Source organism: Paraburkholderia unamae, from assembly GCF_003268775.1.
Classification (GTDB): Bacteria; Pseudomonadota; Gammaproteobacteria; order Burkholderiales; family Burkholderiaceae; genus Paraburkholderia; species Paraburkholderia unamae.
Genome location: NZ_QLSU01000017.1, coordinates 109540 through 132997 on the forward strand (window position 1 = coordinate 109540; position 23458 = coordinate 132997).

Consider the following 23458-nt stretch of genomic DNA (forward strand, 5'->3'; position numbering starts at 1 on the left):
ACAACGCAACGCGCCGGCCAGATTCTCACTGCGAAGCGTCGCCCGCCACCGGACGCACGGCCGCGGCCGCCGCGCGGGCGCGCGTGCGGGCCTCGTCGGTGTCGGCGCCCGTCGCGAGCGCGACGCCCATGCGGCGCTTCACGAAACTCTCGGGCTTGCCGAACAGACGCAGGTCCGCGCCCGGTACGGCAAGCGCCTGCGCCACGCCCTCGAAGGCGATGCCGCGCGCGTCCATGCCGCCATAGATCACGGCCGATGCGCCCGGGGCGCGCGCCGTCGTATCGACGGGCAGGCCGAGGATCGCGCGCGCATGCAACTCGAACTCGGAGAAGCGCTGCGAGGCGAGCGTGACGAGGCCCGTGTCGTGCGGACGCGGGCTCACTTCCGAGAACCACACTTCGTCGCCGCGCACGAACAGCTCGACGCCGAAAAGACCGCGGCCGCCCAGCGCCTCGGTCACCTTGTGCGAAATCTCGCGCGAGCGCTCGAGCGCCTTGGCGCTCATCGGCTGCGGCTGCCACGATTCGACGTAGTCGCCGTCCACCTGGAGATGGCCGATCGGATCGCAGAAGTACGTTTGCACCTGGCCGCTTGCCGGATCGATCGCGCGCACGGTGAGCTGCGTGATCTCATAGTCGAAGTTGATGAAGCCCTCGACGATCACGCGCCCGCGATTCACGCGGCCGCCCGCGAGCGCGTACTCCCACGCGCGTTCGACGTCGGCCTCGCTGCGCACGACCGACTGCCCCTTGCCCGACGACGACATCACCGGCTTCACCACGCACGGGTAGCCCACCTTGGCGATGCCGGCCTTGAGCTCGTCGAGCGAATCGGCGAACGCATAAGGCGAAGTGGCGAGGCCGAGTTCCTCGGCGGCGAGGCGGCGGATGCCCTCGCGATTCATCGTGAGCTGCGCGGCGCGCGCGGTGGGGATCACCTCGGCGACACCCTCGGCTTCGACGGCGGCGAGCGCGTCGGTCGCGATCGCCTCGATCTCGGGCACGACGAGATGCGGGCGCTCGGCATCGATCAGCGCGCGCAGCGCCTGGGGATCGGTCATGTCGATCACATGCGCGCGATGCGCGACCTGGTGGCCGGGCGCGTTCTCATAGCGGTCGACGGCGATCACCTCGACGCCGAGACGCTGCAACGCGATGATCACTTCCTTGCCAAGCTCCCCCGCGCCGAGCAGCATGACACGGGTGGCGGAGGCGGAAAGCGGCGTGCCGATGCGGGGGCGGGTTTGCATGATGTCTCCAGAATGACGGTGCGGCGGGAATGCGCGAGAGCGCCGATGTTAACACGCGGCCCCGCCGCCGCGAGGCGCTGCGCGGCGCGAGTGCGGGCGCGAGGGATTGGCCGGGCACACGTTTGCTCTCGCGTGCCGCAGCGTGGTGCGTTACGCTTACGCCTTCGCTGATTACGAGGAACGATGCGATGCCTATCTGCATGAACTTGCGCATGAACTTGCGCGAGAGATTGCGCCCCGCGCGGCGCATCTCCGCGCGACTGCTCGCCTCGCGCGCCGCGCCGCTCGCCGCCGCCCTGCTGGTTTGCGCATGCAAGCTGCCCGTCCACACGGACGCGTCGGCGCCGCTGCCCGACCCGTTCAATCCCGCCACCGTGCAACTCCTCGACAACACGCACTGGCAGCTCGTGGAATGGAAGCGCACCGACGGCACGCTGCGCGCCGTGCCGAGCCCGGATCTCAATGCCGGCAATGCCGAGGGCCCCGACGCCCGCCCCATCACGCTCGACCTCTCGACCGAAAGCGGCCAGCGCCGCGTCAGCGGCTTCTCGGGCTGCAACCGCTACTTCGGCGCCTACACGCTCAAGAACGGCCTGCTTGCGTTCAGCCAGCTCGGCGGCACGCGCATGGCCTGCATGGGCGCGGGCGGCGAGATCGAGGGCGACTATCTCCAGGCGCTCTCGCACATCGCGCGCTCCGGCGTGCAGATGCGTCAACCGCAGGCACTGTTCCTCGTGCTGGAAAACGGCGACCGCCTGAGCTTCGCCGAAGCGGCAGCCGCGCCGGGCTCGACGCCGGGCGCCGCCTCCGACGCCAAACCGGCGCAGTGAGCGCCGCACACACGAACAGCCGCGCCCTCGCCCGGCGCGGCTCTTTTTTTGTTGCGCGCGAACGAAACCGGCTCGCGCAGGGTCTTTCACGTGTCGGGCACGCCGCGCACCACGGCGCTTGCGCAACACCGCATCAAGACGGATCGCGGCGAGCGCCGGTCGAGCGGTTACACTCCACACGTCGCACACCTTCTATACGTTCATCTTTGGCATGCACACGGTAGTTCCTGGCTGGTTCGGCATATCGGCCGTCTGGTTCATCCCTCTGATCTGGCGTCTCGTTAAATCCGTGCTGCCGGGCGGCGCGGGCCTGCGCGGCCCAGGCACCATCCGGCTCTGGCTCGGCTTCCTTGGCGTGCTCGTGGCGAGTTGCGCGCTCGAAGCGACGCTCATCGACATCGCCGGCTTCAACGCGCTCGGCCATGCGCTTTCGGGCGGATTCGGCAAGCTCATCGGCCACGTGGCCGCGCCGCTCGCGATGACGGCGCTTCTCATCGTGAGCTTGCCGTGGCTGCTCGACTTCCATTGGCGCGAATTCCTCGCCTGGGCCGACATCTCGCTCGGGCTCGGCCTGAACATCCGCGCCTCGCGCGCGAACGACGACAGCCCGCGCCGCGAGCGCCGCAGCCGACGCGCCGCGACCGACGACGGTCTGCCGGCGCACAGCGCGCCCACCGTGAACCCGTCGATGCCGGCAGACGGCGCGCGGCGCAAACGGCCGACCATCTGGAAGCCGCCTGCGCGCGAGAGTCGCGAAGGCAGAGACAGTCGCGAAGGTCGCGACAGCCGCGACGGTCGTGATGGCACGCGCGCGGCAGGCGCGATGGCGGCCGGGTTCGGCACGGCTACGACCGCCGCAGCGAGCCAGAGCGCGGCCCCGGGTGCGACGCCGTGGCGTGTCGAGCCGGGCTTCCGTGCTCCCGCCGACCCCTCGGCCGCCTTGGCGCGTACCGAGCCGAGCGCACCCACCGACTGGCTGCGCGCCACGCGTGCGCCGCTGCAAACGCCGCCGGCCGGCATGACGCGTACGCCCGTGGAACCGCCGCGCGCTCCGCTCCAACAAGGCGCGCCGCTGGGCGACGTTCGTCGTGCGGCACCCGTCGCTACGGCGGCACAAGGCGCATCCGGCGTCGCCGCGCAGCCCAATGCGCCATGGCGCGCGGAGCCGGGCCCCGCGCGGCCGGCCATGTCCGCCGCGATGGCGGGCGCACGCGCAGCGTCTGTCGCAGTGCATGGTGCGCCGCTTGCTGGTGCCGTGGCTGCGGCCGCGCGCGGATTGTCGGGTGCAGGCACGCTCGCACCGCCGGACCTGGGCGGCTTGCAACCCGCTTTGCAACCCGCTGCACAATCTACTGCGCAACCTGCGTCACAACCCACCTCGCAGTTCACCTCGCCGTTTGCTCAACCCGCCACGCCGCGCCGCAATGTGCCGCCGCCGGCGGCGGGCAGCACGGCCGCGCGCGCCGCAGCCGCCGCGCCGCCCCGCGTGGCGAAGCCGCCGCGCCCCTTCGTGTGGCAGGGTCAGCCCGCGCGCGTGGACGCCCGCGCGCCGACGACCGCACCGCTCATGGACGCGCCGCCCGCAACGCCCGCCTACTCGCGCCCGGCGCCCGCCAGCACGGCGCGGCCGGATGCCCCGCTCTCGATGAGCGTGCTCGAAACGCTGCGCTCCATCGAGGAAAACGCCGCGCGCTGGACGACGCTCGCGGGCGCTAGCCTCGCGCGCCGCAATCTCGACGAAGCCACCGCGTTCGCGCCAGCGGAAGCATCGCCCGTGGAGCCGCTCGCGCAGTTCCCGACCGTAGCGCCGCAAATCTCGACGGCCATCGCAACACCAGCCGCCCAGCCGCCGACGGGCGCGCCGATCGAGCACACACAATTCGTGCCGCAGCCGGACGAGACGACGCCACACAACGAAGCGATCGCGGCCCCTGCTGTCGCGCCTCAACCGTTCGCGCCACCCGAGGCGCTTGCGAACGCACCAACGCCGTGGCAACCGGCACGCCCGCGCATGGACGCACCCGCCTTGCCCGCTGACGATGCGAACAACGCGCCGATCGAGGCAACGCACGTTTCGCAGCCGGTGTCGTTGCCGCCATCGCTGGGGAGCGCGCCCGAGCAAACCGCGGAACCCGCGCCTTGGCCGACGCTGGATCACGGCATGCCGTGGATCCTGCTCGACGACGAACCGTCGGACGAGACCCCGGCACAGGCGCAAGCCGAAGAACCCTTCTTCACGTTCATGCCGGAGCCTGAGCCGGAGCCGGTCGCACCGTTCGTGTCCGCTACGACTCCTGCCACGAGTCTCAGTGCCGCACCTGCCGCGACGCCCATTGCCCCGCGCGAACCCATAGTGCCGCCCACGCCGGTTGCCGCGAGCGAACCGGTCACGCAGCCTGCGACGACCGCGCCGCACGCGGCGCCTGACACGCCCGAGCTGTCGAATATCGTGCGCTTCCCGCGTTTCGTGCGCGAAGCGCACCTCGACGCGGAGACGGCCGAAGCGCCCGCGAGCCAGGCAGCGTCCGTCAGCGAACCGATGCTCGAGGCGACAGCCCGCATCGACACCGCCGATACCGATACGCAATCGAAGACGGATCTCGACGAGGCTGCGCCCATGGAGTCGGCGTATGGCACCTACGGCAACGCGTTCGAGTCGTCTTCCCGCGCGACACCCGCGTACGTCGCGACCACGCACACGCATCCGGTTCCGGCAGCGCCGTTCGAGCCAGCGCCTGCGGATGAGCCTGAGCAACCAGCCCACGAACCGTTCGCTCACGTGGCGCGCAGCGAAGCGAGCAGCATCAGCACGACCACCGCTACGGTCGATCAAGCGCCCGCTGTTGTGCACGCCGTGGCGGAAATCGCGCCAGCTATTGCGCCACCGCTAACCCACGCGCCCGAAGCGCGCATCGAGCCGCCGCACCACGCGCCACTCACCGCGCCCGTTGCTCCGGACGACGCTCCCGCGCCTACCGCCACGCCGCCGTGGATGGCCGAGCCGCAACCGGAAAGCCACGCGCCGGCAGAACCCACGTTCACGCCCGAGCCCATGCCAGCCGTTGGCGCGTTCACGGCGCCCATAGCACCGGTAGTCCCGGTCGCGCCCTTTACGCCCGTGGCACCCCACCCCGCCGCCGTCACTGCCGCGACCGGCGACGCGACGAACATCGCGCCAGATGCACCCGTAGCACCCGTAGTCCCGGTAGCACCCTTGGCGCACTTGGCACCCATGGCACCCTACCCCGCCGTCATTGCCGCGACCGGCGACGCAACGAACATCGCGCCCGAACCAGCCGAAGCACCCGAGCCGCCCGCCCAACGCGCGCCCGTGCGCGGCCACGCGCCCACGACGTTCGTGTTCCAGCCGCTCAGCGCATCGGCGGTGGAACTGCCGGGCATCGACCTGCTCGATCGCGCCTCCAGCGAAATCGAGCCCGTTTCCGAACAAAGGCTCGCCGAAACGAGCCAGCTCATCGAGCAGCGCCTCCAGGAATTCAAGGTGCCCGTGACGGTGGTCGGCGCCTCGGCAGGCCCGGTCATCACCCGCTTCGAAGTGGAGCCCGCGCTCGGCGTGCGCGGCAGCCAGATCGTAGGCCTCATGAAGGATCTCTCGCGCGGCCTTGGCCTCACGTCGATCCGCGTGGTCGAGACGATTCCCGGCAAGACCTGCATGGGCCTCGAATTGCCCAACGCGCGCCGCCAGATGATCCGCCTCTCCGAGATCCTCGAATCGGCGCCGTATCACCGCTCGCAGTCCAAGCTCACGATCGCGATGGGCAAGGACATCGTCGGCCATCCGATCGTGACCGACCTAGCTAAAGCGCCGCACATGCTCGTGGCCGGCACGACCGGTTCGGGCAAGTCGGTGGCGATCAACGCGATGATCCTCTCGCTCCTCTACAAGGCGACGCCCGAGGACGTGCGCCTCATCATGATCGACCCGAAGATGCTGGAGCTTTCGGTGTACGAGGGCATTCCGCATCTGCTCGCGCCGGTCGTGACCGACATGAAGCTCGCCGCCAACGCGCTCAACTGGTGCGTGGGCGAAATGGAAAAGCGCTACCGGCTGATGTCGGCCGTGGGCGTGCGCAATCTCGCGGGCTTCAACCAGAAGATCCGCGACGCCGAAGCGCACGAGAAGAAGATCGGCAACCCGTTCTCGCTCACGCCGGAAGCGCCCGAGCCGCTTTCGCCGCTGCCGATGATCGTGGTCGTGATCGACGAGCTCGCGGACCTCATGATGGTCGCGGGCAAGAAGATCGAAGAATTGATCGCGCGTCTCGCGCAGAAGGCGCGCGCCGCCGGCATCCACCTGATCCTTGCGACGCAGCGTCCTTCGGTGGACGTCATCACGGGCCTCATCAAGGCGAACATTCCGACGCGCGTGGCGTTCCAGGTGTCGTCGAAGATCGACTCGCGCACGATTCTCGACCAGATGGGCGCGGAGTCGCTGCTCGGCCAGGGCGACATGCTGTTCCTGCCGCCGGGCACGGGCTACCCGCAGCGCGTGCACGGCGCGTTCGTCGCCGACGAGGAAGTTCACGCCGTCGTGGAGTACCTGAAGCAGTTCGGCGAGCCCGAGTATGTCGAAGGGATTCTCGACGGCCCCGCCGGCGAAGGCGCGCCGCAAGACCTGTTCGGCGAGTCGCCCGAGGCCGAAGCCGACCCGCTCTACGACGAAGCGGTCGCGTTCGTCGTGCGCACGCGGCGCGCGTCGATCTCGTCGGTGCAGCGGCAGTTGCGCATCGGCTACAACCGCGCCGCGCGCCTCGTCGAACAGATGGAAGCGGCGGGTCTCGTCTCGCCGATGGGCATCAACGGCAGCCGCGAAGTGCTCGTGCCCGGCGGCGGCCAGGGCGAATAAAGAAGGCGCGCCTTGCGCCTTCTTTACTCAACTCAAGACGTCACTGCGGACGTCACGACGGACGTCACTGCGCGACAAACTTGAAATCGACCGGCGAGCCGATATCGATGCGCTTCGGGTTCGGCTCGAGCAAGCCGGTCTGCTGATCGCGGCGGAACACGTAGGCGGTATCGCTGTTCTGGTTGCCGACGATGAGCCACTGACCGCTCGGATCGATCGCGAACTCGCGCGGCGACTTGCCGAGGCTCGACTGGCGCCCTACGCGCTTGAGCTTCCCGCTGCCGCCATCGACGGCGAAGATCGAGATGTCGTTGGCGTCGCCGCGATTCGAGACATAGAGGAACTTGCCGTCCGGCGAAAGGTGCAGCGCCGCCGCGCCCTGCGTGCCCTTGAAGCCCGGCTCCGCCAGCTTCTCCACCTGCTCCAGCTTCATATGCCCGTCGTGATAGGCGAACACCGTCACGGTGGCGGCCAGCTCGCTCGTGAGATACGCGTGACGACCGTCATTGCCGAAGATCAGGTGACGCGGACCGCTGCCTGACCTCACATCCGTATAGCGCCATTCAGTCGGGCTCACCAGACCGCGGCTGCCGTCCGGCGTGTAGAGATAGGTCCACAGCTTGTCGGTGCCGAGATCCTGCGTGAACAGGTAGTGGCCATCCGGCGAGAACACCGTCGAATGCACGTGCGCGTTGTCCTGACGCCCCTTCACGGGACCGCCGCCCTCGTGATGCACGGTGAGCACGGATTCACCGAGCTTGCCGTCCTGCTGCACGGGCAACACCGCGAAGCTGCCGCCGGGGTCGGCCGCGACCGAATAGTTGGCGACGAAGAGATAGCGTCCATCCGGCGAGAGGCTCAGGTAGCACGGATCGTTGCCCTGCGCCGACACCTTGTTGAGAAACGTGAGCTGGCCGCTCGCGGCGTCGAAGCCGAACGCGCTCACGTCGCCGCGCAGGCTCGCGGGACCGTTGTCGCCGGGCAACTCGTTCACCGCATAAACGTAGCGATTGTCCTTGCTCACCACGAGATAGGACGGGTTCACCGTTTTCGCGACGCTCACCGGTTGCGCGTCGCCGGTTTTCGTGTCGAAGCGGTAGACGTAGAGCCCCTCGCTCTTGCCGCCCGTATAGGTGCCGACGATGAGGTTGTAGACCCCGCCCGCGCTCGCGGAAGCGGATTGCGACGTCGATTGTGAGGTCGATTGCGCGAACGCAGGCGCCGCGGCGACGGAAGCCATGATGACGAAACCTTTGATGAACTGGGTGAGGCGCTGCGCGGGCCCGCGCGCGCTGCGGCGCGCACGCGTACTTGCGCGAGCCGATGAGCGAACCGATGAGCGGGAGGGCGCGGGCACGGCGATTGCGGTGGCACGGCGAAGCAACATCTCGACCTCCTTTTTCTTGTCGATGCGATGGAGCGGATCGGCATCGCGCGACGGCGGCGAGCGCCGGGCCCTCGGCGCGAAGCCGCCCCATGTCGTGTGACGCCGGGCAAGACCGGCCCAGTATAAGAGAGCTTGCGCGCCGCCGCCCCGCACGCGCGCAGCACCCCGCGGAACACGCATACGGAACACCAACACGCAGCAACACCACGGAGCCGTCATGAACATTCACGTCGCCATCGGGCCGCTCGTCGCGCTCATCGCAGGCATTCTGATTCTCGCCGTGCCGCGCCTGCTCAACTACATCGTCGCGCTGTACCTCATCATCATCGGGATCATCGGCCTGTTCGGCGTCGGCGGCCATCTCTGATGTTTGTTGACGTCTGCGCAGCAAGTATTTGCGCGTGTTGCCGCGCAAAACGCGTTGCGCGGCCCCCCTCGCTGCCACTACTCTTGTGCGTGCATGCCGCGAAACTGCGGCAAGCGGCTTACGCTACCGAGCAACGCTGTCATTCTGCTTACCATGCCCGCACCCATTGAAGACTATGCATTGATCGGCGACGGCCACACGGCCGCGCTCGTGTCCCGCGCCGGCTCCATCGACTGGCTCTGCTGGCCGCGCTTCGACTCCGGCGCGTGCTTCGCCGCCCTCCTCGGCACCGAAGAGAACGGCCGCTGGCTCATCGCCCCCGCACAGCCCGAGGACGGCACGCCCGTCGAGATCAAGACCACGCGCCGTTATCGCGGCGAAACGCTGATCCTCGAAACCGATTTCGAAACGCCGGACGGCGCGGTCACGCTCATCGACTTCATGCCGCCAGGCAATGGCTGGTCGGAGCTCGTGCGCCTCGTCGTCGGGCGGCGCGGCACCTTGCGCATGGAGAGCCGGCTCGTGCTGCGCTTCGACTACGGCTTCTCGGTGCCCTGGGTGAGCCGCCTCACCTACGAAAGCGGCATCAAGGCCACGGTTGGCCCCGACACGGTCGTGCTGCGCACGCCCGTCGATCTCCAGGGCGAGAACATGCACACGGTCGCGCAGTTCGACGTCAAGGAAGGCGAACGCGTGCCGTTTTCGCTCTCCTACGCGGCCTCGCATCTGCGCCTGCCGCCGCCGCGCGACCCGTTTACGGCGCTCGCGCGCACCGAGAATTTCTGGACCGAGTGGTCCTCGCGCAGCACGGTGGAAGGCCGCTGGGCCGAGCCGATCCGCCGCTCGCTCATCACGCTCAAGGCGCTCGCCTACGAGCCCACGGGCGGCATCGTCGCCGCGCCCACCACGTCGCTGCCCGAGCAACTGGGCGGCACGCGCAACTGGGACTACCGCTACTGCTGGCTGCGCGACGCCACCATCACGCTGCTCGCGATGATGCGCGGCGGCTACTACGACGAAGCGCGCGCCTGGCGCGCGTGGCTCGGCCGTGTGATGGCGGGCTCGCCCTCGCAGTTGCAGATCATGTACGGCATCGCGGGCGAGCGCCGCCTGCCCGAGTTCGAACTCGACTGGCTGCCCGGCTACGAAGGCGCGAAGCCCGTGCGCGTGGGCAACAACGCGGTCGGCCAGCTCCAGCTCGACGTGTATGGCGAAGTGATGAACGCCCTGCACCTGGCGCGCGTGGGCGGCCTGCAAGCCGACGACACCGCATGGTCGATCCAGTGCGCGATGCTCGAGCACCTTGAGACGATCTGGACCAAGCCCGACGAGGGCATCTGGGAAACGCGCGGCGGCCGCCAGAACTTCACGTTCTCGAAGGTCATGGCGTGGGTCGCGTTCGACCGCGCGGTGAAATCGGCGGAAAAGTTCGAACTGCCGGGGCCGATCGACCACTGGCGCGAATTGCGCGACACGATCCACGCCACCATCTGCGAGCGCAGCTTCAACAAGGAGATGAACTCCTTCACGCAGATCTACGGCGGCACCGACCTCGACGCGAGCCTGCTGCTCATGCCGCTGGTGGGCTTCCTGCCCGCGGCGGACCCGCGCATCGCGGGCACGGTGGCGGCGATCGAGCGCGACCTCATGTGTGAAGGTTTTGTGATGCGCTACCGCACCACCGATTTCAACGACGGTCTGCCCCCCGGCGAAGGTACCTTCCTTGCGTGCAGTTTCTGGATGGTCGACAACCTCGCGCTACAGGGCCGCATGGACGACGCGCGACGCATGTACGAGCGCCTGCTCTCGCTCGCCAACGACGTGGGGCTGCTCGCCGAGGAATATGACCCCATCGCGGGCCGGCTGGTGGGCAATTTCCCGCAGGCGTTCTCGCACGTGGCGCTCGTGCACACGGGTCTGAATCTGATGCGGCACGAACAGGAAATGGCGAAGGCAACGGGGCACCCGGTAGCCAACGGCGCGTCGGCCGAGCCGGCTGTTGCATCCGCATCGTAATTGTTCGAAACCGCCTGGACGTTTTCGCGAGCTGCGGTACACTAGGCATGTTGCGTTGCACAACGACCGGGTGGAAAGGACCGCCCGCGCCGCCTAGCGGCGCTTTCATGCGCGTGCCGCCTTGCAGCGCGCCGGCAGCCACGAGCCGCCGGACGCCTGCTCAGCAGCTCGCGCTAAAGCCCCCGTGGCGGCGGCCGATAAACAAGCTGATTGACTGACCGACCAACCTTGCCGGCCCGCATCTGCTCCGCGCCTCATCCGCGCGCGACCCGGGTGCGAACCGCCCCATGAAGATGCCGGAGCGCCCATGCTCTACCAAATCCGTGAATTCCAGCGCGCGTTGCTGAGCCCGCTGACCGCCTGGGCCCAGGCCGCCTCGAAATCGTTCTCGAATCCGTCGAGCCCGTTTTCGCTCGTGCCGGGCGCCACGCGCCTCGCCGCAGGTTATGAACTGCTGTATCGCCTCGGCAAGGACTACGAAAAGCCCGAGTTCAACATCCGCCAGATCGTGAAGGACGGCTTCAACATTCCGATCGTCGAGCAGACCATCGTCGAAAAGCCGTTCTGCCGCCTGCTGCGCTTCAAGCGCTACGCCGACGACACCGGCGCCGTGGCCGCGCTCAAGGACGAGCCCGCCGTGCTGGTGTGCGCGCCGCTTTCCGGCCACCACTCCACGCTCCTGCGCGACACCGTGCGCACGCTGCTGCAAGACCACAAGGTGTACATCACCGACTGGATCGACGCGCGCATGGTGCCGCTCGAAGCCGGTGCGTTCCACCTCGACGACTACGTTGCGTACATCCAGGAATTCATCCGCCATATCGGCGCGAAGAACCTGCACGTGCTCTCCGTTTGCCAGCCCACGGTGCCCGTGCTCGCGGCCATCTCGCTCCTCGCGAGCCGCGGCGAGGACACCCCGCTCACGATGACGATGATGGGCGGCCCGATCGACGCGCGCCGCAGCCCCACCGCCGTCAACTCGCTCGCCACCGAGCACTCGCTCGACTGGTTTGCGAACAACGTGATCCACACGGTGCCGGCCAACTATCCGGGCGAAGGACGCGAGGTGTATCCGGGCTTCCTCCAGCACGCGGGTTTCGTCGCGATGAATCCGGGCCGCCACACCACGGCGCACTGGGACTTCTACAAGAGCCTGCTGCGCGGCGACGAAGAGGACGCCGAAGCACATCGCCAGTTCTACGATGAATACAACGCGGTGCTCGACATGGCCGCCGAGTACTACCTGGAAACCATTCGCACCGTATTCCAGGACTTCAGCCTCGCGGAAGGCACGTGGGACGTGGCCGGCGAGCGCGTGCGCCCGCAGGACATTCGCGACACGGCGCTGTTCACGATCGAAGGCGAGCTCGACGACATTTCCGGCTCCGGTCAGACGCGCGCCGCGCACGATCTGTGCACGGGCATTCCCGAGGCCGACAAGCATCACCTGACCGCGGAAAAGTGCGGCCACTACGGCATTTTCTCGGGCCGCCGCTGGCGCACGATCATCTACCCGCAACTGCGCGACTTCATCCGCCAGCATGAGCAGGCCGCCGGCCACGCGGGCAAGCAGCCTTCCGCACGCGGGCGCTCGGCCGAGGGCGCGGTCGCCTGACGCCGCACGCAAGATACGCAGCAACACCGCACAACGCGCCGTCCCAGGACGGCGCGTTGCATTTGTGCGCTTGAAATACGCTCGCGCGTCAGTCGGGCATCACTTGCGCATCAGATACGCAAGCAGCATTTCCGTATTGAGCTGGATGATTTCCGCGCGCTCGGCCGTCGTACTGAAGTCGCGCCCGAGCGTGGCGTTGAGCGTGTAGCGGTTCGACACGATGTAGTAGCCCATGCCCGAGAGCGTCACATAAAGCCGCAACGGATCGATGCTCGGGCGGAACAGTCCGGCGGACTCGCCGCGCGTGAGAATCGAGCCGAGTGTTGCCACGATCGGCGAGATCATCTCGCGAATTCGTGTGGACTTCTGCATATATCGCGCCTCGTGCAGATTCTCGTTATTCACGAGCCTCAGCAACTCGGGGTTGTCGCGGTAATAGTCCCAGACGAAATGCGCGAGCCGCGTGATCGCCTCGACCGGTGCGAGCCCGGCGAGATCGAGCGCGCGCTCCGCTTCGTTGAGCGCGCCGAAGGCGTGCTCGAGCACGGCAGTGAACAGTTGCTCCTTGCTGCCGAAGTAGTAATAGAGCATGCGCTCATTGGTTTCCGCGCGCCGCGCGATCTGGTCGACGCGTGCGCCGAACAGGCCGCCATTGGCGAATTCCTCCGCCGCGGCAAGCAGGATGCGACGACGTGTGCCTTCAGGATCTCTTTTGATTTTTGGCTGATTCATGGTGGCAGGATCTCGGTAAGCCGCGTTGTCCGGTTCACGCTGCCGGGCGATACCGCACCGGGCCTCTCCTCGCCCTGGTATCGACAGCGTTGTGCGGGGCGCGCCAGGTTAATGGACAGACACCCTCCGACCTACGGTCTTGCGATCATTCTTGTTTGATGTCATTCGATGACGACATCGTTCTTCCCCTGTTGCTTATCGCGAGGCGCTTCGCCTGCCGTGCGTGACGTGTACTGCGTTACGTCTATGGATTCCCCCTGGATTGCCAGGCGCTTTCGCATTAAGCGCTTTGATTATGGCACATGGCCCGCCGATGGCAATGCGGGAAATCGGCGATAATGCAGGCTTTGGCGCTGTGCGTGCGCGCCCTGCCAGACCATGTGCGCGCATGGTCGCGCCGCCGCCCGGCCCGCCCAGAAGTTGCGACCGTGAACGATTCCAGAACACTCGCAGATCGCATCGAAGATCTGCTGCCCCAGACACAATGCACGAAGTGCGGCTACGACGCCTGCCGGCCCTATGCCGAAGCCGTCGCCTCCGGCGCCGCCAACTACAACCAGTGCCCGCCCGGCGGTGCTGAGGGGGTTGCGCGCCTCGCGCAACTGCTCGGCAAACCCGTCATCGCGATCAATCCCGACAACGGTATCGAGCGAGCGCGCCCGGTCGCCTTCATCGACGAACAGTTGTGCATCGGCTGCACGCTGTGCATGCAGGCCTGCCCGGTCGACGCGATCGTCGGTGCACCGAAGCAGATGCACACCATCGTCAAGGATCAATGCACGGGCTGCGATCTGTGTGTCGCGCCTTGCCCCGTCGATTGCATAGCAATGATTCCCGTTACGGGTGAAGCCACGGGTTGGGACGCATGGACCCAGCAGCAGGCTGACGAAGCACGCGTGCGCCATGACCGCCGGCTCGCGCGCCAAACCGCCGAGCGCAATGCAGCGGAAGCACGCGCGGCCGCGCGCCGCGCCGCTGCGAGCGCGCAGGCGGAGGCGCCTACCGACACGGCCATGGCAGCACCTGCCGCGCAACCGGCAAGCCCCGCCGCGGACGACGCCGAAGCGAAGAAGAAAGCGATCATCCAGGCGGCGCTCGAACGCGCGCGCCGCAAGAAGGCCGAACTCGCCGAGCGCGGCGAAGGCCCGCGCAATACGGATCACGTGAGCGCCGACGTGCAGGCGCAGATCGACGCGGCCGAGGCGCGACGCAAGCGCATCGGTATCGACACGAACACTTCGGACGACGACGAATCCGCGCCCTAACGCACAACGAGCATGAACGCCACCAAGCGCCGCGCCATCTACGAAACGCTGCAAAGCCTCAATCCGCATCCCACCACCGAGCTGGAGTTCAGCACGCCGTTCGAACTCCTGATTGCCGTGATGCTCTCCGCGCAGGCCACCGACGTTTCGGTGAACAAGGCCATGCGCAAGATGTTTCCCGTCGCCAACACGCCGGAAACGGTGCTTGCGCTCGGCGAGGAAGGCGTGGCCGATTACATCAAGACGATCGGCCTCTATCGCACGAAAGCGAAGAACGTCATCGCGACCTGCCGCATTCTCATCGAGCAATACGCGGGGGAAGTGCCGCAAACGCGCGAGGCGCTGGAAGGACTGCCAGGGGTTGGGCGCAAGACCGCGAACGTCGTGCTCAACACGGCGTTCGGCCAGCCGACCATCGCCGTCGACACGCATATCTTTCGGGTTGCGAATCGAACCGGCCTCGCACCCGGCAAGGACGTGCGCGCCGTGGAAGCCGCGCTCGAAAAATTCACGCCGCCCGAGTTTCGCCAGGACGCGCATCACTGGCTCATTCTGCACGGCCGCTATGTGTGCAAGGCGCGCCGCCCCGAATGCTGGCATTGCGTGATCGAGCCGCTGTGCGAATTCAAACCGAAAACGCCGCCGCCGGAGCTCTGAGCGAGCGTGCGCCCGCGGGCGTAAAATGACCGCTTCAGGCGTCGCATCAGCGATGCCGCGCGAATTCCGCCTCACCGATACACACGACCCACGATGTTCAATCCCAGCCGCGACGAAGTCCGCCGCTTTTTTACCGAGACCTGGCGCAAGCAGCGCGCGGGCGAAATCCTCACGCCGCTGGAGGCGATCGCCGCCGACTGGATCGTCGAGCACCCGGAGTATCACGCCGAGCTCGCCGACGCCGAAGCGGCCGCCGCGCAGGACTACTCCCCCGAGCGCGGCCAGAGCAATCCCTTCCTGCATCTGTCGATGCATCTCGCGATCAGCGAGCAGCTCTCGATCGACCAGCCGCCCGGCATTCGCGCCGCGCATGACAGGCTCGCCGCGCGCATGGGCTCCACGCACGACGCACAGCACGCGATCATGGAGTGCCTGGGCGAAACGATCTGGGAAGCGCAGCGCACCAACACGCCGCCGGACACCGACGCCTATCTCGCCCGCATCGAGCGCCGCGCCACGCGCGACTGAAGCCCGGCTTCGGGCTTCGGGCTTCGGGCCTTGATACGCAGGTCAAAAAAACACCCCGCGCAACCTCGTCGAAAACGAGGCCCGCGCGGGGTGTTTCGCATGATGCGGCGCGCATGACGCGCACCGCCCTCACGCTCACTTCTTGTCGATCAGATCGCCCTTGAGCGATTCGATGTACGCGGCGAGATCCTTCATGTCGCTTTGCGAAAGGCTCTGCACTTGCGCCTGCATGATCGGGTTGTTGCGGCCGAGATGCGGGTTGCCGTTGCCCATCTGGTACTGGCGCAGCGCCCAGTAGATGTAATCGGCGTGCTGGCCGGCGAGCTTCGGATATTCGGGGCTCACGGGCTTGTTCAGGCCCGGGCCGTGGCAGGCCGCGCAGTTATGGCTGTCGGCAAGCGCCTTGCCGTTGGAGGCGTCGGCCGCGTGCGCCGGATGCGCCGCGAGCGCCGCGGTCAGGGCCAGCGCCAGCACCGCGCCTGCGAGCTTGAAGGTGGAACCGGCGGACACAGACGAGGGCACAGCCGTGTAGGGCTTGTTCATGGGGTCTCCGCCGGTTATTTGTCGGGATTGTTCTTCGACGCGGCCGTTTGCGACGAGTAGTAGGCCGCGATGTCGGCGATATCCTGGTCGCTGAGCGAGGACGCGATCGCGTGCATCGTCGCGAAATGCCGGTCGCCCTTCTTGTACCCGTGCAGCGCGCTCATGATGTACTGCGCGTTCTGGCCGCCCAGGATGGGCACGTGATAGACCTCGGGATAAGCGGTGCGGTAGTCGGGAATACCATGACAGCCGATACACATCGCCACCTTGTCCTGACCCGCCTTCGCGTTGCCCACGATGTCCGCGTGGGCCGTGACCGCGAAGCACGCCAGCATGGTTATCGCACCGCTGATGACGTGCTTGCCGACAATTTTTTTCATAGCATCCAACCTGGCTTGAGGGGATTCGAACGCCCGAACCGCAGGCCACGGCCTGCGCCGCATTACTGCTGTTTTACTTTTGGGGTCGCCGTGCAGGCCGAAAAAAATCGGTCCGAGTATACCGCGACGCCGCGCCGGCCGTCCACCGGCCGCCCCGCGCCCAGGCGGCCTTCGGCGGCCCTGGGAGGCCCTTGCGGCGGGCCTGGCGTGGGCCCGGAGCGCACGTCTGGCGCGCCCCGCCGCCCGGTTGCGCGCGCTTTTGCGCCGCAATGTCCGGATCAACCCTGGCGCGCCGCGCGGACCTGCCGCCAGCTCACACGCGGCTGCGGCGCGGCTCCGTTGCCCCGGCAACCGTGCCCCAAAGAGCGGAGCCAACGATACGCGAGGCGCCTCCGACGCAACACCCCATCTGACTTATACTGGGATTTTTTTCCAGCGAGCGGATTCACCATGCGCGCCACGCGTTTCGAAGGCTCATCGCAGTACGTCGCCACCGACGACCTCAAGCTCGCGGTCAACGCCGCGATCACGCTGAAGCGCCCTCTGCTCATCAAGGGCGAACCCGGCACGGGCAAGACCATGCTGGCCGAGGAAGTCGCGGCGGCGCTGAACATGCCGCTCATGCAATGGCACATCAAGTCCACCACGAAGGCGCAGCAGGGGCTTTACGAGTACGACGCGGTCTCGCGCCTGCGCGACTCGCAGCTCGGCGACGAGCGCGTGAAGGACATCGCCAACTACATCGTGAAAGGCGTGCTGTGGCAGGCGTTCGAGTCCGAGGAACAGAGCGTGCTGCTGATCGACGAGATCGACAAGGCCGACATCGAGTTCCCGAACGACTTGCTGCGCGAACTCGACCGCATGGAGTTCTACGTGTACGAGACGCGTCAGCTCGTCAAGGCGAAGCAGCGTCCGCTCGTCATCATCACGTCGAACAACGAGAAGGAGCTGCCCGACGCCTTCCTGCGCCGTTGCTTCTTCCACTACATCAGCTTTCCCGACCCGGCCACGATGCAGCAGATCGTCGAGGTCCACTATCCGGGCATCCGCAAGGAATTGCTCAACGCGGCCATGGAAAGCTTCTTCGAGCTGCGCAACGTGGCGGGCCTGAAGAAGAAGCCGTCCACCTCGGAGCTGCTCGACTGGCTCAAGCTGCTGCTCGCCGAAGAAATTCCGCCTGCGGCGCTGCGTGCGGCCGACGGCTCGAAGTCGATGCCGCCGCTCGCGGGCGCGCTGCTCAAGAACGAGCAGGACATGACGCTGTTCGAGCGCCTCATCTACATGAACCGCCACAACCGTTGATACGCACCACGCGCGCGAGAGCCGGAGACACCGCATGCTGATCGACTTCTTCTACACGCTGCGCGACGCGAAGCTGCCGGTTTCCGTGAAGGAGTACCTCACGCTCGTCGAAGCGCTCAAGGAGCGCGTGATCGCGCCCTCGCTCGACGACTTCTACTACCTCGCGCGCATGACGCTCGTGAAGGACGAGCAATACTTCGACCGCTTCGACCAGGCGTTCGGCGCGTACTTTCGCGGCATCGAAAAGAAGTCCGAACTTGCCTTCGAGATTCCCGAAGACTGGCTCAAGAAGCGTCTGGAGCGCGACTTCACGCCCGAGCAGCGCGCGCAGATCGAAGCGATGGGCGGGCTCGACAAGCTCATGGAGCGGCTGAAGGAACTGTTCGAAGAACAGAAGGAGCGCCACGAAGGCGGCAGCAAGTGGATCGGCACGGGCGGCACCTCGCCCTTCGGCCACGGCGGCTATAACCCCGAGGGCATCCGCATCGGCGGCGAAGGCGGCAAGCGCAGCGCCGTGAAGGTGTGGGACGCGCGCGCGTACCGCGACTACGACGACCAGGTCGAAATCGGCACGCGCAATATCAAGGTGGCCTTGCGCCGCCTGCGCCGCTTCGCGCGCGAAGGCGCGGCCGAAGAACTCGATCTCGGCGACACGATCCGCAGCACCGCCGCGAACGCGGGCTGGCTCGACATCAAGATGGTGCCGGAGCGCCACAACAACGTGAAAGTGCTGATGCTGCTCGACGTGGGCGGCTCGATGGACGATCACATCAAGCGCACCGAAGAACTGTTCTCGGCGGCCAAGGCCGAGTTCAAGCATCTGGAGTTCTACTACTTCCACAACTGCGTCTACGACTACCTGTGGAAGAACAACCGTCGCCGCCACGCCGAGCGCACGCCCACGTGGGACCTGCTGCACAAGTTCACGCCCGACTACAAGCTCATTTTCGTCGGCGACGCCACGATGAGCCCGTATGAGGTGCTGCAACCGGGCGGCTCGGTCGAGTACAACAACCCGGAGGCGGGCGCCGTGTGGCTGCGCCGTCTCGCCGACCAGTTCCCGCATTTCGCGTGGCTCAACCCCGAGCCCGAGCGACTATGGGAATACCGCCAGTCGGTGTCGGTGATCCGCGAGATTCTCGGCCACCGCATGTATCCGCTCACCGTCGCCGGGCTCGAAACGGCCATGCGCGTGCTGAGCAAATAGGCGCGAGCCCCCGCCCTGACCGCTTTTTCGAGGCGGCGCGTGCCTAGGTGTCACACCAGGCCGCGCCGCCCGAACTCGTTATATCGACGCATAATCCGGAGACACCCCGCATGACCTCCCCCTCTTCCCCCGACCTGCCTGCGACGTTCAGGCCGGGACCGCTGCGGCCCTTTGCCGACACCTCGGTCGCGACGATCGTGGCCGGCTTCGTCGCGATGATGACGGGCTACACCAGCTCGCTCGTGCTGATGTTCCAGGCCGGCCAGGCCGCGCATCTTTCCGACGCGCAGATTTCCTCGTGGATCTGGGCGCTTTCCATCGGCATGGCCGTGACCACCATCGGGCTGTCGCTGTGGTTCCGCGCGCCCATCGTGGTCGCGTGGTCCACGCCCGGCGCGGCGCTGCTCATCAGCTCGCTGCCGCACGTGCCCTATGCCGAGGCGATCGGCGCGTATATCGTCTGCGCCGTGCTGCTCACGGCCGTCGGCCTCACCGGCTGGTTCGACACGCTCATGAAGCGTATTCCCGGCGGCATCGCCGCGGCGCTGCTCGCGGGCATCCTGTTCGAGATCGGCATCGAGATCTTTCACGCGGCGCAGGTGCAAACCCCGCTCGTGCTCACGATGTTCTTCGGCTATCTGATCGTGAAGCGCTTCGTGCCGCGCTACGCCATCGTGGCGACGCTCGTGATCGGCATCGCGGCCGCCGCCGCGCTCGGGCTGCTCGACTTCAGCCAGTTCCGCGTGGCCGTAGCCAAGCCCGTGTTCACGATGCCGGCGTTCTCGCTCACGGCGGCGGTGAGCATCGGCATTCCGCTTTTCGTCGTGGCGATGGCCTCGCAGAACGTGCCCGGCATCGCCGTGCTGCGCGCCGACGGCTACGACCACACGGCCGCGCCCTCCTCGCCCCTCATCGCCACCACGGGCCTTGCCTCGCTCGTGCTCGCGCCGTTCGGCTCGCACGGCGTGAACCTCGCGGCCATCACCGCCGCCATCTGCACCGGCCCGCACGCCCACGAAGACCGCACGAAGCGCTATATGGCGGCCGTGTGGTGCGGCATTTTCTACCTGATCGCGGGCATTTTCGGCGCGACCATCGCAGCGCTGTTCGCGGCGTTCCCGAAGGCGCTCGTGGTCTCGATCGCCGCGCTCGCGCTGTTCGGCTCGATCATGAGCGGCCTCACCAACGCCATGCAGAACCCGAAGGAGCGCGAAGCGGCGCTCGTCACGTTCATGGTGACCGCCTCGGGGCTCACGCTGCTGTCCATCGGCGCGGCGTTCTGGGGGCTCGTGGCGGGGGTCATCACACAGTTCGTGCTGACCGCGCGCCGCGCGTGAGAGGCGAACCGAGGGTCGACCGAAGGCACGACGCGTGCGGCGACCTTCGTGGCCCCGTTCGTGCCCCCTTCGTGCCCCTCCTGCCCGCGCGAAACGCAACGCGGTGCGTTTCCGCCATAAAATGATGATGTGAGCCGCGCCCACCCGCGCGGCGAAGCGCACCGCCCGGCTTCGCGCCATCCCTGCGAGCCGGCCGGCAGCCACGCAGCGCTCTTTCGCCATTTTCGCGTTCCGCCCGGCGCGAGCGAGCCTCCCGGCCCGCGCGCACCGGCCGTTCAACTCTCACCGACGCTGGCGCAAACGCGCCCACAAGGCCTGACATGACTACCGCACTCGATCAGCTCAAGCAGTACACCACCGTCGTCGCCGATACGGGCGACTTCCAGCAATTCGTGCAGTACAAGCCGCAGGATGCGACCACCAACCCGTCGCTGATCCTCAAGGCGGTCCAGAAGGCCGAGTACCGGCCGCTGCTCGAAAAAACCGTGCGCGATCACGCGAGCGAGTCGCTCGAGTCGATCATCGACCATCTGCTGATCGCGTTCGGCACCGAAATCCTCAAGATCATTCCGGGCCGCGTCTCGACCGAAGTCGATGCCCGCCTCTCGTTCGACACGAAGAAGTCGATCGACAAGGCGCACCACATCATCGACCTGTACAAGCAGGCCGGCATCGGCCGCGAGCGCGTGCTCATCAAGCTCGCCTCCACCTGGGAAGGCATTCGCGCCGCCGAAGCGCTGAAAAAGGACGGCATCCACTGCAACATGACGCTGCTGTTCTCGCTCGCGCAGGCCGCCGCATGCGCCGAAGCGGGCGCACAGCTCATCTCGCCGTTCGTCGGCCGCATCTACGACTGGTACAAGAAGGCCAAGGGCGCCGACTGGGACGACGCCAAGGATGGCGGCGCCAACGACCCGGGCGTGCAGTCGGTGCGCAAGATCTACGCGTACTACAAGAAGTTCGGCTACAAGACCGAAGTGATGGGCGCGAGCTTCCGCAACACGAGCCAGATCGTCGAACTGGCCGGCTGCGACCTGCTCACCATCAGCCCGGACCTGCTGCAAAAGCTCCACGACAGCAACGAGAAGGTCGAGCGCAAGCTCTCGCCGGAAGCGTTCAAGGACGCACACATCGAGCGCGTGGCCGTGGACGAGTCGTCGTTCCGCTTCCAGCTCAACGACGACGCCATGGCGACGGAAAAGCTCGCGGAAGGCATCCGCGCGTTCGCCGCCGACGCGATCAAGCTCGAAAAGATGATCGAGGAACTGCGCGCGAAGTGATGCGCCAGCGCACGCGCCGGGGGTTCGTCCGGCGCGCTTCAATGCATCGATGACCAGGAAGGGCCGCGCATGCCGCATGTGCGGCCCTTTTTGCTGGCAAAGACTCTGCAACGTCCATTCCCGTCTGCGCTCTCGCAAACCCTGGCGTCGGAGCGCTCCGTGCGGCCCACGCGCGCGCCTAGAATCAGGGCAGCGGCGCAACCCGCCGCGCGATCCGGCCCCCGCGCATACCCTCGCGCCCAGGGCCGGCCAACGTCCCGTCCGCAAGGAAACCGACGATGCAAATCCAGCCCTATCTCTCCTACCCCGGCAATTGCGCCGAAGCGATCGCGTTCTATCACGAAGCGCTCGGTGCGCAGGAGCTGTTCAAGATGCACTTCAAGGACGCGCCGCCCGATCCGGAACGCCCCCTGCCGCCGGACCTCGCCGACAAGATCATGCACGCGACGCTCCAGGTCGGCGACGCGCAGCTCATGATGTCCGACGGCGGCTGCATGACCCAGAACGACAAGTTCCTCGGCTTCAGCATCTCGCTGACCGCGCCCGACGCCGCCACGGCCGAGCGCTATTTCACGGCGCTCTCCAAAGGCGGCAACGTGACGATGCCGTTCCAGAAAACCTTCTGGTCGCCGGGCTTCGGCATGCTCAACGATAAATTCGGCGTGCCGTGGATGGTCACGGCGCCCCCGCTCCAGGCGCCGGCCTGAAGCCAGCCGCAAAGCCACGCTGAACGCGCGGCGCGCCCGGCGTCACACCATGCGATGCGTCGCGCCGCGCTCGATGTTCCAGCGCGGCTCGGTTTCGAGGAGCAGCGCGCGCAGGCACTCCACCTGCTCCTCCACGCGCAGGCTGAGCCAGTACGGTCCCTGCATCTGCGGCGCGAGCGCGGCGCTCGCGTCTCGCTCGCCCGCTTCGTCTGCTTCGCCTGCCGTTTCACCCGCCATGCTCGCGCAAGGCGTGCGCAGCCCCTGCGCCGCCGCCTCGGGGTGCCGCCCGCCGCCAAAGCGCAGCGCACGCGCCGTGGCGAGCAGCGCGCGCCGCACCCGCTCGCCGCGCTGCGCGAACGCCACGCGCACGAGCGCCTGCTCGTAGCTGCCGGTTCCCGTCGAAAGCATTTCCAGCGCGCTCAGGATCGCTCGATGCAGGCGCTGCACCTGTTCGAGGCGCGCTAGCGGCACGTCGATCTCCTTGGCCACCGAAGGCATGAGCCCGCGCAACTGCACGAGCCGCGCGTTCAAGCGCATGAAGGTCTGCACCTGCTGGTCGGTGTCGACGTGCTCGCCGTTGGCCACTTGCGCGTAGACGCGCGCGCACTCGCGCAGATTGTCGGCCAGGCGGTAGCGCCACGAATACGTGGCGTGCAGCGGCAACGCGAACGAAAACGCGAGCGCGATGACAATGCCGATCATCACGTTGAGCGTGCGCCACAGACCGGTATCGATGAGATTGTCGCCGTGGCCCGCAACGATGCACATGGTGATGGCAGCCAGCAGCGCAACGTAGCCGGGCTTGCCGATCGCGTAATAGCCGCACACGGCGGCGACGATCGACATCAGCACATAGGTGAGCGGCGCCGAGCCCGTCACGGCCTGCACGACGATGAGCACGAGGCCGCTCACGGCGCCGAGCAGCGTGCCGAGCGCGCGCTCGGCGGCCTTCTTGCGGATATTGCCCTGATGCTGAAGACCGCCGATCACGACGAGCAGCGTGACCGAGGCCCAGATACCGTGCGGAATGTCGATGCCCGAGGTCGCGAGAATCGACGCGAGCATCGCGAGGCCCACGCGCACGCTGTGGATCAGCCTGGCGTTGCGGTAGCGGTAGTAAGGCGAGGCTAGCGCCCGCCACATGCGCCCGAGGCGCGAGCGGCGGCGCGGCGGCCGCACATGCGGCGCA

Annotated in this window: 19 protein-coding genes; 13 read left to right on the top strand and 6 right to left on the bottom strand. The window is 67.2% G+C overall.

What is annotated here, in order from left to right; all coding sequences use genetic code 11:
• Nucleotides 1–25: 25 nt before the first annotated feature.
• Nucleotides 26–1249, bottom strand: coding sequence for a formate-dependent phosphoribosylglycinamide formyltransferase (gene purT, locus C7401_RS26135; RefSeq protein WP_112174320.1), 1224 nt, complete (start codon nt 1247–1249; stop codon nt 26–28).
• 212 nt (nt 1250–1461) lie between these two features.
• On the opposite strand from purT, the gene C7401_RS26140 reads away from it, so the two are divergent.
• Complete coding sequence (locus C7401_RS26140; protein WP_112174376.1) at nt 1462–2079, top strand: META domain-containing protein; 618 nt, start codon at nt 1462–1464, stop codon at nt 2077–2079.
• A gap of 211 nt (nt 2080–2290) precedes the next feature.
• On the top strand, nt 2291–6946 hold the full coding sequence (locus C7401_RS26145) for an FtsK/SpoIIIE family DNA translocase (protein WP_112174321.1): 4656 nt from the start codon (nt 2291–2293) through the stop codon (nt 6944–6946).
• Between the two features lie 64 nt (nt 6947–7010).
• On the opposite strand, the gene C7401_RS26150 is transcribed toward C7401_RS26145, so the two are convergent.
• A complete protein-coding gene (locus tag C7401_RS26150; protein ID WP_181565692.1) occupies nt 7011–8333 on the bottom strand; it encodes a lactonase family protein in 1323 nt (440 codons plus the stop codon).
• Nucleotides 8334–8550: 217 nt separating this feature from the next.
• On the opposite strand from C7401_RS26150, the gene C7401_RS26155 reads away from it, so the two are divergent.
• From C7401_RS26155 to C7401_RS26165, 3 genes are all read left to right on the top strand, one after another.
• Entirely contained in the window at nt 8551–8700 is a 150-nt protein-coding gene (locus C7401_RS26155; protein WP_091998393.1) for a DUF3096 domain-containing protein, read from the top strand.
• Between the two features lie 153 nt (nt 8701–8853).
• The gene (locus C7401_RS26160; protein ID WP_112174322.1) at nt 8854–10716 is read left to right on the top strand and encodes a glycoside hydrolase family 15 protein; all 1863 of its coding nucleotides are present in this window, start codon (nt 8854–8856) and stop codon (nt 10714–10716) included.
• A 307-nt stretch (nt 10717–11023) separates the two neighbouring features.
• Entirely contained in the window at nt 11024–12331 is a 1308-nt protein-coding gene (locus C7401_RS26165) for a polyhydroxyalkanoate depolymerase (protein WP_181565693.1), read from the top strand.
• Nucleotides 12332–12430: 99 nt separating this feature from the next.
• Here the strand turns inward: C7401_RS26165 and C7401_RS26170 are convergent, their stop codons facing one another.
• Nucleotides 12431–13063 carry a TetR/AcrR family transcriptional regulator gene (locus C7401_RS26170; protein ID WP_112174323.1) on the bottom strand — a complete coding sequence of 211 codons (633 nt, stop codon included), beginning with the start codon at nt 13061–13063 and terminating at the stop codon, nt 12431–12433.
• Between the two features lie 428 nt (nt 13064–13491).
• Here C7401_RS26170 and rsxB point away from each other — a divergent pair, with 428 nt between their 5' ends.
• The 3 genes from rsxB (at nt 13492) to C7401_RS26185 (ending at nt 15513) form a co-directional block, all read left to right on the top strand.
• The gene (gene rsxB / locus C7401_RS26175; RefSeq protein ID WP_112174378.1) at nt 13492–14328 is read left to right on the top strand and encodes an electron transport complex subunit RsxB; all 837 of its coding nucleotides are present in this window, start codon (nt 13492–13494) and stop codon (nt 14326–14328) included.
• Nucleotides 14329–14340: 12 nt separating this feature from the next.
• On the top strand, nt 14341–14985 hold the full coding sequence (gene nth / locus C7401_RS26180) for an endonuclease III (protein WP_112174324.1): 645 nt from the start codon (nt 14341–14343) through the stop codon (nt 14983–14985).
• Nucleotides 14986–15078: 93 nt separating this feature from the next.
• On the top strand, nt 15079–15513 hold the full coding sequence (locus C7401_RS26185; protein ID WP_112174325.1) for a DUF1841 family protein: 435 nt from the start codon (nt 15079–15081) through the stop codon (nt 15511–15513).
• A gap of 135 nt (nt 15514–15648) precedes the next feature.
• Here C7401_RS26185 and C7401_RS26190 read toward each other — a convergent pair whose 3' ends face one another.
• Together C7401_RS26190 and C7401_RS26195 are read right to left on the bottom strand one after the other, a co-directional pair.
• A complete protein-coding gene (locus C7401_RS26190; RefSeq protein WP_112174326.1) occupies nt 15649–16056 on the bottom strand; it encodes a c-type cytochrome in 408 nt (135 codons plus the stop codon).
• A 14-nt stretch (nt 16057–16070) separates the two neighbouring features.
• Nucleotides 16071–16436 (bottom strand): c-type cytochrome, encoded by a 366-nt coding sequence (locus C7401_RS26195; RefSeq protein ID WP_112174327.1) that lies wholly within the window; start codon nt 16434–16436, stop codon nt 16071–16073.
• 450 nt (nt 16437–16886) lie between these two features.
• Here C7401_RS26195 and C7401_RS26200 point away from each other — a divergent pair, with 450 nt between their 5' ends.
• The 5 genes from C7401_RS26200 (at nt 16887) to C7401_RS26220 (ending at nt 22269) form a co-directional block, all read left to right on the top strand.
• A complete protein-coding gene (locus tag C7401_RS26200; protein ID WP_112174328.1) occupies nt 16887–17738 on the top strand; it encodes an AAA family ATPase in 852 nt (283 codons plus the stop codon).
• Nucleotides 17739–17772: 34 nt separating this feature from the next.
• Nucleotides 17773–18945 (top strand): vWA domain-containing protein, encoded by a 1173-nt coding sequence (locus C7401_RS26205; protein WP_112174329.1) that lies wholly within the window; start codon nt 17773–17775, stop codon nt 18943–18945.
• A 110-nt stretch (nt 18946–19055) separates the two neighbouring features.
• On the top strand, nt 19056–20282 hold the full coding sequence (locus tag C7401_RS26210; protein ID WP_112174330.1) for a benzoate/H(+) symporter BenE family transporter: 1227 nt from the start codon (nt 19056–19058) through the stop codon (nt 20280–20282).
• A gap of 320 nt (nt 20283–20602) precedes the next feature.
• Nucleotides 20603–21562 (top strand): transaldolase, encoded by a 960-nt coding sequence (gene tal / locus C7401_RS26215; RefSeq protein ID WP_112174331.1) that lies wholly within the window; start codon nt 20603–20605, stop codon nt 21560–21562.
• A 278-nt stretch (nt 21563–21840) separates the two neighbouring features.
• Complete coding sequence (locus tag C7401_RS26220) at nt 21841–22269, top strand: VOC family protein (RefSeq protein WP_112174332.1); 429 nt, start codon at nt 21841–21843, stop codon at nt 22267–22269.
• A 42-nt stretch (nt 22270–22311) separates the two neighbouring features.
• Here the strand turns inward: C7401_RS26220 and C7401_RS26225 are convergent, their stop codons facing one another.
• Entirely contained in the window at nt 22312–23412 is a 1101-nt protein-coding gene (locus C7401_RS26225) for an FUSC family protein (protein WP_258397239.1), read from the bottom strand.
• Between the last annotated feature and the right edge of the window lie 46 nt (nt 23413–23458).

Bases quoted from the DNA above. Each gene is read 5' to 3' on its own strand.
- C7401_RS26170 (WP_112174323.1), bottom strand. From the start codon at position 13,063: ATGAATCAGCCAAAAATCAAAAGAGATCCTGAAGGCACACGTCGTCGC.
- C7401_RS26220 (WP_112174332.1), top strand. From the start codon at position 21,841: ATGCAAATCCAGCCCTATCTCTCCTACCCCGGCAATTGCGCCGAAGCG.
- C7401_RS26155 (WP_091998393.1), top strand. From the start codon at position 8,551: ATGAACATTCACGTCGCCATCGGGCCGCTCGTCGCGCTCATCGCAGGC.
- C7401_RS26190 (WP_112174326.1), bottom strand. From the start codon at position 16,056: ATGAACAAGCCCTACACGGCTGTGCCCTCGTCTGTGTCCGCCGGTTCC.
- tal (WP_112174331.1), top strand. From the start codon at position 20,603: ATGACTACCGCACTCGATCAGCTCAAGCAGTACACCACCGTCGTCGCC.
- C7401_RS26185 (WP_112174325.1), top strand. From the start codon at position 15,079: ATGTTCAATCCCAGCCGCGACGAAGTCCGCCGCTTTTTTACCGAGACC.
- C7401_RS26145 (WP_112174321.1), top strand. From the start codon at position 2,291: ATGCACACGGTAGTTCCTGGCTGGTTCGGCATATCGGCCGTCTGGTTC.
- nth (WP_112174324.1), top strand. From the start codon at position 14,341: ATGAACGCCACCAAGCGCCGCGCCATCTACGAAACGCTGCAAAGCCTC.
- C7401_RS26140 (WP_112174376.1), top strand. From the start codon at position 1,462: ATGAACTTGCGCGAGAGATTGCGCCCCGCGCGGCGCATCTCCGCGCGA.
- C7401_RS26200 (WP_112174328.1), top strand. From the start codon at position 16,887: ATGCGCGCCACGCGTTTCGAAGGCTCATCGCAGTACGTCGCCACCGAC.
- C7401_RS26195 (WP_112174327.1), bottom strand. From the start codon at position 16,436: ATGAAAAAAATTGTCGGCAAGCACGTCATCAGCGGTGCGATAACCATG.
- C7401_RS26210 (WP_112174330.1), top strand. From the start codon at position 19,056: ATGACCTCCCCCTCTTCCCCCGACCTGCCTGCGACGTTCAGGCCGGGA.
- C7401_RS26205 (WP_112174329.1), top strand. From the start codon at position 17,773: ATGCTGATCGACTTCTTCTACACGCTGCGCGACGCGAAGCTGCCGGTT.
- C7401_RS26160 (WP_112174322.1), top strand. From the start codon at position 8,854: ATGCCCGCACCCATTGAAGACTATGCATTGATCGGCGACGGCCACACG.
- C7401_RS26165 (WP_181565693.1), top strand. From the start codon at position 11,024: ATGCTCTACCAAATCCGTGAATTCCAGCGCGCGTTGCTGAGCCCGCTG.
- C7401_RS26225 (WP_258397239.1), bottom strand. From the start codon at position 23,412: ATGTGGCGGGCGCTAGCCTCGCCTTACTACCGCTACCGCAACGCCAGG.
- purT (WP_112174320.1), bottom strand. From the start codon at position 1,249: ATGCAAACCCGCCCCCGCATCGGCACGCCGCTTTCCGCCTCCGCCACC.
- C7401_RS26150 (WP_181565692.1), bottom strand. From the start codon at position 8,333: ATGTTGCTTCGCCGTGCCACCGCAATCGCCGTGCCCGCGCCCTCCCGC.